Here is an 11,423-nt window from a genome sequence, read left to right as displayed (position 1 = left end):
GCACCGGGTCGTATATCGGCCTGTTTCAGCTGAGCCAATATGAGTTCGGGAAGTTCGGCTTCGGGCAGATTCGCAGTCCGCGGGATAACGCCGTTGCGGCCGCCTATAAGGTCATTACCGAAGGCATCCTTTTCGAGTGGATCACGCATCGGAAGCCGGACTTGAGCGATCTTTACCTGATCCATCAGCAGGGCTGGGAAGGCGCCGCTGAGCACATCAGCCAGCCCGCTCGCATCGCTTGGAAATCCATGTGTGCCACCAGCGAAGGCAAGGAGAAGGGCGGAAGGTGGTGCAAACGCGCTATCTGGGGCAATGCACTTCCAGCGTTCAAGCGTACTTGGAAATCGGTGGACAACGTGACTTCAGAGGCGTTCGTCGGTATGTGGCGCGGCCGGGTCGCCGATTTCTACACGAAATATGTGGCGACTGCCGCTGCGACGGCAAGCCAGTAAATTCGTTTTCGGCAGGCCCTGCCACGCTTGCACGCTAGACCAAGTGCCGCCGAAGTAAGTCCGGCTCAATTGCCGCTCTCCCTTGATCTATCTCAAAAGGTATCGGCCTCCTCGGCTTTCCATCGGCCCATGCCCGGGATCGACAAGCAGACTGAGGATAAGGAAGCCAAGCCGTCACGATTGTACGAAGCGAGGCGCGTGATCGAGGAGTACGTCAACAACGAACTCCGCGAGATCATCAGGAAGCTTCGCCAGAAGATGAATTAAGGCCGCTTCAGTTGGCGGCCTCGTCCCTTCCCGCAATGTCACCTTTTGGCCCCTAGCTGGCCTCCATCGATGCTTGGTCAAAAGTTCGCTTGTGACCCGAAGCCGATGCCACTCTTCGCCTCCTATGTGCTAGACTGAGACCAGTCAGATGCTCCCGGGGTCCACATGAAGCGGCGCGAGTTCGTCACGCTGATTGCTGGCGCTGCGGCCTTGCCGCTCAAAGCCAGCGCACAGCGGGCTGGCCGGCGGTATCGCGTTGCGGCATTGGGTCCGGTACCGCTCAGCTTCTTCGATGAGCTGGACAGAGCCGGCTTTGTCAGAGGCAGAAACGTTGAGATCGAGAGCCGTGGCGAAAGCGTGGCTACCGTGTCTTATGCCGATGTGGCCGTTGAGCTGGTCCAGGCAAGTCCAGATGTGCTGATGGCGGTCGGGGCCGAAGCAGGTCGTGCAGCACAGAAAGCAACGCAGCGTATTCCGATCGTGGTGATCGCGGACGACTTACTTGGCAGCAAGCTTGTCGCCTCGATGCCGCATCCCGAAGGCAACACTACTGGTGTTGCCATCTTTGCGTTCCAGCTCGACGCCAAGCGATTGGAGTTGCTGCATGAAGCATTGCCAGCAATCCGTCGAATAGCCGTTCTCGCCGACCGCCTGCCGATACCAAACATGAGTACTCTCGAAAGCGCTGCTAAGAGGCTCGGCGTCGAGATCGTTCCGTTTGCCGCACGATCCGAGGATGATATCATCCGTGTGATTGACGCTTTGAAGGTCGAAGAGGTCGGGGCCGTCAACCTGCTGGCCTCGCCGATCCTGGCATCGAAATTCCAGTACCTGATCCGCGATCGGCTGGCCCTCCGCCGCCTACCCGCAATTCTGCAGTGGCCCGAGCAGGCGGAAGAAGGCGGACTGATGGGATATGGTCCCCGGCTCAGTGCGGTTTTCGACCAATGCGCGCGTCAGGTAGCAAGACTATTGCGAGGCGCAAAGGTAGCCGAAGTGCCTGTTGAGCAGCCGACAAAATTCGAGCTGGTCATCAATCTCAAGACAGCCAAGATGCTAGGTGTCGAAATGCCGCCGATGCTACTCACTCGCGCTGACAGGACGGTCGAGTGAGTTTTTGGTTTCCGCTTATGGCCCATCGCTGCCCAGCGGAATGCTCGCCCGAGTGTCGGCTGTCGAGTATAAACCGGAAGCAGCTGGTAGGGGTCTCGACCGCTGATTTTGACCCATTGCGGACCATAGCGGCGCGCTGGACTACGGAGGACCCCACTCAACGATTATAGTCGCCGGTTCCTGTACATTGCACCCAGTGAACCGACTACCGACCCAAGGCACAGAGGCGCACCAAGGCCGATCATTGCCCAGAATGCGAGTAGCAGGAGGTGAGCTGCCAAACCTTCTCCTATGATCTCACCTCGTATCCAAAGAGGTGCCGCTGCGGTCACGAGCAATAGAGACCCGGCAACCGCGATTTTCATCCAAGATGTTGAGCGTGGATCACGCCGGGCGAAGTGAAATGACCCCCCATGCGGCCGTGGAGGCAAGGACCGCCCATAGGTATGTCAAGCGAGAGCATGCGTTTCCTATCGCTTGAACAATTGAGAGCTGTCCCGATCTGACGCGATAGCCGCGCGAACAGCGTTACCGATATCCAGGTTCAGCTCAAATCTTGCTTCATCTAAATCTATCGCCTGAGCGACGAATTGCAGCTTCGGAAAGACAATATCAAATACTCGCGTGATGGATGTTAGCTCGACCTCCTCATCCTCAGTGTGAGGACGAGTGATAGAGGCCAGCCTCTTCAAGGTCTCCCAGCTGCCGGGCGCGCAAGCTTCTAGTGCCGCAAGAGCTTCTTGAACCTGCTCATCGCTATAGAACTTGCCCATGAGACAACATCCGCCGGCCAATCTAAACAGGGTAGCGCCATTTCAGCGCGCGGCGCAGGAAAAGCAAAGCCACAATGATCGCGAAGGCGGCGAGCCAGAGGAAGGCTGGAACGGGCGACTGATTGTGGATGTGGGCAATGTACAACACGAGGCCCAACAGGATAGCGACTAGCGCGTTCGACACCCAATACAAGGGTGGGAGCACAATTCCCGTTGCTGCGAGTTCAGCGGCTCGTTCGCGCGCTTTTGCTTCACGCCACCAACAAAATCCAAAGAATGCAAGAGCAATCAGCCAGTTCATTCCAGCACAATCAATTGGATTTGCGGCTTTCGTCTTCGAAGAGTGGACGACTGAGATGCCTTGTGAGCCGCCCTTCATTGCCCCACCCGTAGCGCTTAGCGAACGGAAGGTACAGAAGGCAGGCTAGGCCAACCGCTATCAGTACCACAATTAGGTTGAGACCGAGGAACGCGTAGATGCTAGACGAGCCCCCGACGACGAGGACGAGCATAAGGGTGGAGCGAATGCTGAAGGGGGACATGCCCGCTAAGGTACCACGGGACGCATTTGGATGGCGGCTCTCTGACGATTAGGGTTTGCAGACCATTAAGTCTGCCGCTGACCCGAAGCGGCTTTGGTCAGCTTATGGCCCCTAGCTGACCTACAGGGTGTGCCCGCTGAGGGCTGCTTGTGACCCGTAGCAGACTTCCTCTGTTCATGGAAAATTGAGCATTCACCGTGTTCTCGGTTGACGGAGTGTTGTTGTGCAACCCACAAGTGGGGTGGAGTTGTCGGCAATTTGGTCCACCGGTTAGAACCGAGATTAAGTGTGATCCCTCTCTGCAAAACCGCCGTTTTAGTTCTGCTTTCTGCTACGAGCCTATCTGTAGCGGCTTGTTCTCCCAAGGAGGACGTCCATCTCACCTGCGCGACGACCATTTTTGTCGCGGACAAGCTTATGGAAACGGGCAAAGTCTCGACTGACGCTTCGCTGCGACAGAAAGCGAACGACGCTGAGATCAACCATCAGAACGCGTCGGCGACTTTCAGAAGGTTAGATACGCGTCAGCCCGAAGGCGAACGTGAACGTCTCATGGAGCTTGCTTTTATTTTTGGGAATGAACGTGATCGAATTCTCAAGGAGCTATCACCAAAGGAAATTGTCGCCCGGGCGAAGACCTGTATCGAACAGGCCCCTCCGAAAGGGCGGGGGTTTCCACGTCCTGATGGCAGCTTTTGACGAAGGTCTTAGTTTAGGAGCGAGGTCAGCTTCTGGCCCTCAGCGGACCAATCGCAGCATGTGCGCCACGGCAGCTTTTGACCCAAAGCGGACAGCTCGAGAATAACTGGTAGTGTCTCAGCTTAATTAGCGCCATAGTTGCGCGTGAATCATTCTACTAACAGTGCACCAGACAAGTGGCCAGTACCGACGATGGAAAAGGCTCGTTGGGGTGAGGACAACGCCAAAAATGAAATTGCCGGATATACCGAAGATTGCTTGGGCGATCGTCGCGACAGCCCTGCTGATGGCAATGATCAGAACTTTCGGTCGTTATTATTTCTTTAGCCGAATTGTAAGCTGCGGATATTTTTATTGCGATGTCGAATTTTCAAGAAACAAGGCGCAGCGAGAACGTGGGCCGCCATCCTTGTGACCACAACAATGCCTTCGTCCCTTAAAGCGCTGCTCGGGCCCTGCACCTGGTGATACCACGAGCCCTTAGCTGACCAATCTCGGCATGTTGCGTGATGGCAGCTTCTGACCCATAGCGGACGAAGGCTGCTAGGTGCTATTCAGGTCAGATTGTAGCTGCTCGGCATACAGTTGGAATTTGGTCGTACCATCTGAGGCTGATATGCCCCAAGGGGCCTCAGTGGTGATGTCAACGATTTCGCGCCCAGCACTACCTTGTCGTCTCGCTATGACCTCGCATGAAATAAGAATGGGTCGAGGAAATCGGCTGTCGGACCGGAGGTCTCCATCACATAGAACCGGCGCCTTCTCGATAATCACCCATTCCGCGCCCGACCTATCGGCGAACCGGCATTCCACGGACCCAGGAAATTCGTCAGAAACCCATCTCGAAATCTCGGCACGAATATACATCGTCACGACCACCTTATCGCTCGTCCTTTCGCTGTCCTCTTTCATAGCAGGCTAAGCCCGGGATGTCGCCTTCTGGCCCATCGCCGACATTCAATGATGTCGGCTGTTTGTGCTCCTCGGGAGAGACGAGCGGGCATCTGGGCCGCCAGCCCAATTCAGGCGTTGTGTGGGCGCTACGCCGCAGCAGCCGGTCCGAACCACTTCGTCAGCGCTTCCTCGAGTCCATGTTGGTTTTCGTTTCCCACCCATGCAACATGGCCATCTGGCCGTACCAGCACGGCTGTTGGCGCGGTGACCTGCCCGATGGAAGGTAATTCCCACGCGCCATCATACCCAGCGTTGATGCGTCTGACGCGATCAGCCCAGGGCGCGATGTCGGAATCCCGCGCGTCGCGGAAATCAATCAACAGCGCATGCGCTCCGTGCAGCAGCGTGAACAGTTTCAGCTTCCGTCCTTCGACGCTCAGCTCGAGATCCGGCATGCGCCGCCCCAGCAGCGCGTGGCCTTCGCCGAGATCGTAGTGGATGTCGAGCCCGCTCATCATCGCGCCAAAACGTTTGCGCGGCTCTTCCATGCCGAGCAGTTCGGCGACGACGTCGCGCGCGGCCTTGAGGCCGTCGTCGCCGCGGCGGAGCAGGGCGATCTGCGCCATGGTGTTGCGCAGCACGCGCGCGCCGACGGGATGGCGCTCGGCGTGATAGCTGTCGAGCAGGCTGTCCGGCGAGACGCGATGGACCACCTGCGCCAGCTTCCAGCCGAGATTGACGGCGTCCTGCACGCCAATATTGAGGCCTTGTCCGCCGACGGAGTGATGGATATGCGCGGCATCGCCGGCGAGCAGCACGCGTCCTTTGCGATAGGTGGTGGCCTGCCGGGCCGCATCGGTGAAACGGGAGATCCAGGCGGGATTCTCGACACCGAAATCGGTGCCGTAGACCGCGACGAGGGCATCGCTGAGATCGCGCAAGCTGGGCTCGCCGGTGCGCGCGAGCGTTGCTTCCGTCACGACGACCAGCACGCGGCCGCTCTCGGTCTTGCTGAGGCCGTGAAAGCCGAGTGCATCATGACGCAGGCCGAATTCCGGCGCCTCGCGCATCTCGACCTCGGCCATGAGGTTGCTGAGCGTCGGTGAGGTGCCGGCGAAATCGATGCCGGCGGCCTTGCGCACCAGGCTGCGACCGCCGTCGCAGCCGACGAGATAGTCTGCGCGCAAGGTCTCGCCGCTGGAGAGCGCCACGTCGATGCCGGTATCGTCCTGTGCGAAGCCCGTGAGCTCGACATTGCGATAGATCGGCACTCCGAGCTCTTCGACCCAGTCCGCCAGGATGCGCTCGATGTGGTTCTGCCGCAGCGCCAGCCCGTAAGCGTGCCTTGTGGGGAGATCGCTGATGTCGAGCCGCGTCCAGGCAAAGCCCGCGAGCTGGACGATCTGTCCCTCGCGCAGGAAGCGATCCGCAACGCCGCGCTGATCGAGGATCTCGATGCTGCGCGCATGCAACCCGCTGGCGCGCGTGCCGACGAGATCCTGGCTCGCGCGCCGCTCGAGGATGGCGACATCGACCTTTGCGAGCGCGAGCTCCGCGGCCAGCATCAGCCCGGTCGGGCCGCCGCCGGCGATCACGACCGCGTGGTCGGGCGGCATCCGGTTCCGCGCGTCGACTCCCTGTGGCTGGCGGCGTGAACGGGACGTCGGAAGCAGTACAGGCATGTCGTGACCCCTCGGCTGGTTGCTTTGGATGTTTCCCGGGTCGGGGGTTCTACGGCAGAGGCGGGGACTTGAAGCAAGCCCGTTGCGCACCACATATTGAGTTGGGAGGAGGGACTTCCTCTTCCGCGTTCGCCGCGTTGACACGTCGGGCAAAACACCGGCATAAAGGCATCATCGAAAGAGTTTGGTTCGGCCCGCGCAGAGCAATCTGCGGCGGGTTTTCTTTTGCGGCATTGGATGGTCAGCTGATGCCGGTGGTCCGCTGCATGATGTCGGCGAGCTCCTCGTACGAAAATGGCTTCCTGATCATCGGAAGGCCGCCGCGCCGGGGCTCGCGACCCGACAATTGCAGCATCTTCAGCTCGGGGCGGACGCGCTTGGCCAGCTCGGCCAGTTCATGACCATCCATGCCGGGCATGTTGATGTCAGTGATGAGGATGGAGATGTCCTGGTTCTGCTCGAGCCGTTCGAGTGCATCCAGGCCGCTTAGGGCGCTGATCACCTCGCAGCCGAGATCTTCCAGCATGCCCACGATCACGTCGAGGACGGCGGGATCGTCGTCAACAACCAGGACAGTGCGGCTCATCGCAGGAACGTTCCTTCTGACGAAGCACTCAACGCGCCTCTCGCCGGATAAGTTCCCGCAAAGGCCCGGCCGCGTGGACTGATGTTTGTGGCCTCGGGCAAGACACCGGCAGAACGGCGTCATCGAAACGCCCGCCGGACGCCGGTCCGCCTAATCGTCCTTCGACAAATCGCCGGGCTTGGCGGGAACGTCGATGGTGCCGCCATCGCCGTGCACGAGATCGCGATCGCTCTCCTTTGTCTCGCCGGCGTCTTCGATGATCGCCTCTTGCGGCTCGCGCTCCTCGATGCGCGGCTTGGCTCCGGGCAATTCTCGCGATGTCTCTGGTGACGTCATCTCAAATGTCATCTCACCGATCCTCCTGATCGGCTAACTTTCGCCGGGCCGGTAAGTTCGTTTGACGCGTCGGGCAAAACACTGGCAGAATGGCATCATCGAAAGAAGTTTGGTTCAGCCCGCGCGGAGAATATCTGCAGCGGGCTGTTTATTTCAACGGGGCTTTGACACGTCGGGCAAAACACCGGCATAATGACATCATCGAGACGAGCTTGGTTCACCCGCGCGGAGCACATCCGCTGCGGGTTTTTTCGTCTCGATTTTCGAGATCGGACGGCGGCGGCGCATTACGGCCATGCACTCGTCACACCTGGAGCGCCGATCGGCGCGCCGTCGTCCGTACCATTGCCGGCCGTGCACGCGCGAACGTGCCGGCCCGCGGCGCTCGGCCCATTGCCCGCGCCGCTGCGGTCTCCGGAAGACACGGAGATAGGGTTCGCGCCCGAAACGATCGCGCCTCGCCTGGCGCGATCTGCCGCGCATTTTCTTTCTTATGGAGGGATGATGACTGCCTATCTGATATCGCTCGCGCTTACGAGCCCGACAAGCTGATGGGCTATTGCGTGGCGTTCTACTTCGCAAAGCTGCTGGTCTGGGACAAGGTCCTTGGATTTGGCTCGACTGACGCTTTGGCTGGATTTGCGGCGATCACGGACGTGACCTTCTCAGACTAGAATTGCTGCGCAAGATGCGCGCAGCCTCCATACGCTCAAATATCTAACGGCCCGGCAGCTTGGCGCTGCCGGGCCGTTTTTGCGTTTCAGGTGAAGCCAGCGAGGCCCTTGCGAAGTTGGCGGCGCCGGGCTTTAAGTTTGCTCTTGCAGGAAATTCGGCGGCCATAAGCCGATGTAAGGGAGCGCTATCGATGCCGACCAAGCCTCAATTGCCGGAACGTTCGTCGCGAGCGATGGAAGGGCCGAGTGCGCTCGACGGTCTGCTGGTCATCGATTTCACGCGTGTCGTCGCCGGCCCGGCCTGCACCCAGACGCTTGCCGATTTTGGCGCGCACGTCATCAAGATCGAAAACCCCGACGGCGGGGACGACACACGCGCTTATGAGCATGCGGAAATTGGCGGCGAAAGCGCCGCCTATCTCAGCCTGAACCGCAACAAGCGCGGCATTGCGCTCGACCTTGCCGTGCCGGAGGCTCGCGAGATCGCGCTGGATCTGATCCGCAAGGCGGATGTGGTCGTGGAGAATTTTTCGAGCGGGGTCATGAAGAAGTTCGGGCTCGACTATGACGCGGTCGCCCCGCTCAATCCCCGGCTGGTCTATTGCTCGATCTCCGCCTACGGACGCTCCGGACCGTTCGCCTCGCGCCCCGGTTTCGATCCCATCACGCAGGCGGAGAGCGGCTTCATGTCGCTCAACGGATTTGCCGACGGTCCGGCGGTTCGTACCGGCCCTCCCATCGTGGACATGGCGACGGGGATGTCTGCCTGTAACGCCATCCTGCTGGCGCTGTTGGCCCGGGACCGGCTTGGCCGCGGGCAGCATGTCGAAGTCGCCTTGTTCGACGTTGCGATGGGGATGACCGGCTTCTACGGCATGGCGTATCTCATCAACGGCGAAAATCCCGGCCGGTTCGGCAATTCGCCGAGCGGGTCTCCCACTGTCGGCGTCTATGAGGCCTCCGATGGGCCGCTCTACATGGCCTGCGCCAACGATCGGCTGTATCGCCGGCTCGTGGTCGAGGTGCTGAACCGGCCTGATCTCATCACCGATCCGCAGTTTGCCTCGCGCAAGGCCCGTTCCGAGAACAAGGAGCTTTTGCGGGCAGCCATTGCGGAGGTCTTTGCCAGCGATACGCTCGAGAACTGGATGGCGAAAATGAAGCTGGCCAATATTCCGGTCGGCTATCTCCGTACGGTCGAGGAGGGGTTCAATTCGCCAGAGGCTCGCGAGCGCCATCGCTTGAGCCGCATTCCGCACCGTACAGCGGAATGGGTGCCCAACATGGAGCCGCCGATTACCATGAGCCTGACCGCCGCGATCGATCCCGTTGCGGCCCCGCTGTTAGGTGAGCATACCGAGGACGTCTTGCGCAGCATGCTCGGTTATGACGAGCGTCGGATCGCGGAGTTTACCCGGAAGGGCGTCTTTGGCTCGGGCAAGCCCTCTACTCCGGTTTAAGCCGGAGCCGTCAGTCCCTGGCAACAGACATCGCGCGGTATGGGAATCGATGCTTCGTGATGCCTGCTGCATTGGCTTGATTTGGCAAGGGGCCGGCCGCATAAATACGCCAAAGTGAGGGAAGCGAATGGCGCCTGGTCGAAAGCCGAGCATGGGTCAGCCCACCGGGCCGGAAGCCGGCGAACGCGCCTATGCGGCGATGATCGCGAAGGCCCGGGCCCTCGTGCCGCGACTACGAGAGCGGGCGGCGCGGACCGAGGAGCTGCGGCATCTCCCGTCGGAAACCGAGATGGACCTCCATGAAGCCGGCCTGTTCCGGATGCTCCAACCGGCACGGATTGGCGGCGCCGAGCTCGACTATGTCGCTCTTGTCGACTGCGCTGAGCTGCTCGGACAGGCGGATGCATCGGTAGCCTGGAATCTCGCCAATCTGGCTAGCCACCACTGGATGCTCGGCATGTTCGAGCAAAAGGCGCAGGATTTGGTCTGGGGCCGTGATCCCGATGCGCTGATCGCATCCTCGTTCATTTTTCCCGCCGGACGCGCCACGAGAGTCGAGGGCGGATATCAGCTGCGCGGCAGCTGGCCATTCTCCTCCGGCGTTGCCTCCTGCGAATGGAACATGCTCGCAAGCGTGGTCTACTCCGACGACGAGGCCGACGGCATCGAGTATCGCATCTTTCTGCTGCCGAAGGGCGATTACAGCGTGCTGGACACATGGAACGTCGCGGGATTGCGCGGGACGGGGTCCTGCGACGTGGAGGTCAGGGACGTCTTCGTGGCTGACCATATGACAGTCGCCGTCGGTGACCTCTCAGGCGGCCCAACGCCGGGAAGCACGGTCAATCCAAATCCGCTTTATGCGTTGCCCGTGTTTTCGCTGTTCCCATACGTCCTCTCCGGTGTCGCGCTGGGGAATGCGCGAGCGTGCCTCGACGATTATACGGAGGTCGCACGTCATCGTATTTCAACCTACAACCGGGCCAAGTTGAGCGATTTTCAAAGCACCCAGATCAAGATCGCGGAGGCCTCGGCGAAGATCGACGCCGCGCGCCTGATCATGCGGTCGGCGTGCCTCGATGCCATGGAGAATGCGCGGCTTGGTCACATCCCTGGCATGGCAACCAAGACCCGTTATCGGCGCGACGGATCTTTTTCGGTGAACCTGTGCACGGAGGCGGTCTCGATGCTGTTTGCCGCGAGCGGCGCGCGCGGTCTGTTCACGACCGGCGTGTTGCAGCGGCAATTCCGCGATGCGCACGCGATCAACTCGCATCTCGCATTCAATTTCGATGCGGCCGGGACCAACTATGGACGGGTGGCGCTGGGCCTGCCGTCCGAAAATCTCACGCTGTGAGGCCGGCCGATGAATGATCTGCCGCAGCAGCCCGGCGCTCCCGATCCCGCCAACGAGTTCGCGAGCGACAGCTCGTCGATCGATCCTCGCGACTTTCGCAACGCGCTCGGAACCTATGCAACGGGCGTGGCGATCATCACGGCCGCGGCGCCTGACGGCAAGCCCTACGGACTGACTTGTAATTCGTTCGCCTCCGTCTCGCTGAACCCTCCGCTGGTCCTGTGGAGCCTGGTCGTCTATTCCGCTAGTCTGACCATCTTCCAGAACGCCAGCCATTTCACCGTCAACGTGCTTGGTGCTTCGCAGCAGGCGCTTGCGACAAAATTCGCCAAGTCGTCGGACGACAAGTTCATAGGCGTGGACTGGGCGCCGGGCCTCGGCGGAGCGCCGGTGCTTGCGGAGAGCGTCGCCAATTTTCAATGCCGCTCCGTGAATCGCTACTATGGCGGCGACCACGTGATCTTTCTCGGCGCGGTCGAGGCTTACACCTACAGTACGAAGGAGCCGCTGCTCTTCGCGCGGGGGGCGTTCGGCCGATTCCTCGCAGATGACGAGCGCAAGACGTCGCCTTGACGTGCTTCAGATCTC

13 protein-coding genes and 1 pseudogene are annotated in these 11,423 nt (G+C 60.3%); 9 read left to right on the top strand and 5 right to left on the bottom strand.

Annotated features, from left to right (window positions below; genetic code table 11):
* The 3 genes and pseudogenes from GA0061098_RS19695 to GA0061098_RS19690 all read left to right on the top strand — a co-directional run.
* A pseudogene (locus GA0061098_RS19695) lies at positions 1-452 on the top strand (transglycosylase); the annotation flags it as partial.
* 129 nt (positions 453-581) lie between these two features.
* Positions 582-719 carry a hypothetical protein gene (locus tag GA0061098_RS45100; RefSeq protein WP_165637476.1) on the top strand — a complete coding sequence of 46 codons (138 nt, stop codon included), beginning with the start codon at positions 582-584 and terminating at the stop codon, positions 717-719.
* A 165-nt stretch (positions 720-884) separates the two neighbouring features.
* Positions 885-1,832 carry an ABC transporter substrate-binding protein gene (locus GA0061098_RS19690; protein WP_091959504.1) on the top strand — a complete coding sequence of 316 codons (948 nt, stop codon included), beginning with the start codon at positions 885-887 and terminating at the stop codon, positions 1,830-1,832.
* A 470-nt stretch (positions 1,833-2,302) separates the two neighbouring features.
* On the opposite strand, the gene GA0061098_RS19685 is transcribed toward GA0061098_RS19690, so the two are convergent.
* A complete protein-coding gene (locus tag GA0061098_RS19685) occupies positions 2,303-2,605 on the bottom strand; it encodes a hypothetical protein (RefSeq protein WP_091959501.1) in 303 nt (100 codons plus the stop codon).
* 22 nt (positions 2,606-2,627) lie between these two features.
* On the bottom strand, positions 2,628-2,906 hold the full coding sequence (locus GA0061098_RS19680; RefSeq protein WP_091959496.1) for a hypothetical protein: 279 nt from the start codon (positions 2,904-2,906) through the stop codon (positions 2,628-2,630).
* A 529-nt stretch (positions 2,907-3,435) separates the two neighbouring features.
* Here GA0061098_RS19680 and GA0061098_RS43910 point away from each other — a divergent pair.
* Both GA0061098_RS43910 and GA0061098_RS43905 read left to right on the top strand, forming a co-directional pair.
* Positions 3,436-3,846 (top strand): hypothetical protein, encoded by a 411-nt coding sequence (locus tag GA0061098_RS43910; protein ID WP_129590897.1) that lies wholly within the window; start codon positions 3,436-3,438, stop codon positions 3,844-3,846.
* A gap of 229 nt (positions 3,847-4,075) precedes the next feature.
* Entirely contained in the window at positions 4,076-4,261 is a 186-nt protein-coding gene (locus tag GA0061098_RS43905; RefSeq protein WP_129590896.1) for a hypothetical protein, read from the top strand.
* 625 nt (positions 4,262-4,886) lie between these two features.
* On the opposite strand, the gene GA0061098_RS19665 is transcribed toward GA0061098_RS43905, so the two are convergent.
* From GA0061098_RS19665 to GA0061098_RS19655, 3 genes are all read right to left on the bottom strand, one after another.
* Positions 4,887-6,422, bottom strand: a complete 1,536-nt coding sequence (locus GA0061098_RS19665) for an FAD-dependent monooxygenase (protein WP_091959486.1) — start codon at positions 6,420-6,422, stop codon at positions 4,887-4,889.
* Positions 6,423-6,663: 241 nt separating this feature from the next.
* Positions 6,664-7,008: a response regulator gene (locus tag GA0061098_RS19660; protein WP_091959483.1), complete on the bottom strand. Its 345-nt coding sequence runs from the start codon at positions 7,006-7,008 to the stop codon at positions 6,664-6,666.
* Between the two features lie 150 nt (positions 7,009-7,158).
* Positions 7,159-7,356, bottom strand: coding sequence for a hypothetical protein (locus tag GA0061098_RS19655; protein ID WP_091959480.1), 198 nt, complete (start codon positions 7,354-7,356; stop codon positions 7,159-7,161).
* Between the two features lie 77 nt (positions 7,357-7,433).
* On the opposite strand from GA0061098_RS19655, the gene GA0061098_RS45095 reads away from it, so the two are divergent.
* The 4 genes from GA0061098_RS45095 to GA0061098_RS19635 all read left to right on the top strand — a co-directional run bounded on the left by GA0061098_RS45095 (position 7,434) and on the right by GA0061098_RS19635 (position 11,408).
* On the top strand, positions 7,434-8,018 hold the full coding sequence (locus GA0061098_RS45095; RefSeq protein WP_165637451.1) for a hypothetical protein: 585 nt from the start codon (positions 7,434-7,436) through the stop codon (positions 8,016-8,018).
* Positions 8,019-8,209: 191 nt separating this feature from the next.
* Complete coding sequence (locus tag GA0061098_RS19645; protein ID WP_165637475.1) at positions 8,210-9,478, top strand: CaiB/BaiF CoA transferase family protein; 1,269 nt, start codon at positions 8,210-8,212, stop codon at positions 9,476-9,478.
* A gap of 151 nt (positions 9,479-9,629) precedes the next feature.
* Positions 9,630-10,835, top strand: a complete 1,206-nt coding sequence (locus tag GA0061098_RS19640; RefSeq protein WP_245323434.1) for an acyl-CoA dehydrogenase family protein — start codon at positions 9,630-9,632, stop codon at positions 10,833-10,835.
* Positions 10,836-10,844: 9 nt separating this feature from the next.
* Complete coding sequence (locus tag GA0061098_RS19635) at positions 10,845-11,408, top strand: flavin reductase family protein (protein ID WP_091959474.1); 564 nt, start codon at positions 10,845-10,847, stop codon at positions 11,406-11,408.
* Positions 11,409-11,423: the final 15 nt, after the last annotated feature.

It is taken from the genome of Bradyrhizobium shewense, assembly GCF_900094605.1.
In the GTDB taxonomy this organism is placed as follows: domain Bacteria; phylum Pseudomonadota; class Alphaproteobacteria; order Rhizobiales; family Xanthobacteraceae; genus Bradyrhizobium; species Bradyrhizobium shewense.
The sequence above is the reverse complement of the archived record's forward strand: the minus strand, read 5'-3'. Positions and strand labels throughout refer to the sequence as shown.

What these genes read in the sequence shown, in the direction of transcription:
- GA0061098_RS19665 (WP_091959486.1), bottom strand. Translation starts at nt 6,422, where the DNA reads ATGCCTGTACTGCTTCCGACGTCCCGTTCACGCCGCCAGCCACAGGGA.
- GA0061098_RS43905 (WP_129590896.1), top strand. Translation starts at nt 4,076, where the DNA reads ATGAAATTGCCGGATATACCGAAGATTGCTTGGGCGATCGTCGCGACA.
- GA0061098_RS19690 (WP_091959504.1), top strand. Translation starts at nt 885, where the DNA reads ATGAAGCGGCGCGAGTTCGTCACGCTGATTGCTGGCGCTGCGGCCTTG.
- GA0061098_RS19655 (WP_091959480.1), bottom strand. Translation starts at nt 7,356, where the DNA reads ATGACATTTGAGATGACGTCACCAGAGACATCGCGAGAATTGCCCGGA.
- GA0061098_RS19685 (WP_091959501.1), bottom strand. Translation starts at nt 2,605, where the DNA reads ATGGGCAAGTTCTATAGCGATGAGCAGGTTCAAGAAGCTCTTGCGGCA.
- GA0061098_RS19635 (WP_091959474.1), top strand. Translation starts at nt 10,845, where the DNA reads ATGAATGATCTGCCGCAGCAGCCCGGCGCTCCCGATCCCGCCAACGAG.
- GA0061098_RS45095 (WP_165637451.1), top strand. Translation starts at nt 7,434, where the DNA reads ATGGCATCATCGAAAGAAGTTTGGTTCAGCCCGCGCGGAGAATATCTG.
- GA0061098_RS19645 (WP_165637475.1), top strand. Translation starts at nt 8,210, where the DNA reads ATGCCGACCAAGCCTCAATTGCCGGAACGTTCGTCGCGAGCGATGGAA.
- GA0061098_RS45100 (WP_165637476.1), top strand. Translation starts at nt 582, where the DNA reads ATGCCCGGGATCGACAAGCAGACTGAGGATAAGGAAGCCAAGCCGTCA.
- GA0061098_RS19640 (WP_245323434.1), top strand. Translation starts at nt 9,630, where the DNA reads ATGGGTCAGCCCACCGGGCCGGAAGCCGGCGAACGCGCCTATGCGGCG.
- GA0061098_RS19680 (WP_091959496.1), bottom strand. Translation starts at nt 2,906, where the DNA reads ATGAACTGGCTGATTGCTCTTGCATTCTTTGGATTTTGTTGGTGGCGT.
- GA0061098_RS19660 (WP_091959483.1), bottom strand. Translation starts at nt 7,008, where the DNA reads ATGAGCCGCACTGTCCTGGTTGTTGACGACGATCCCGCCGTCCTCGAC.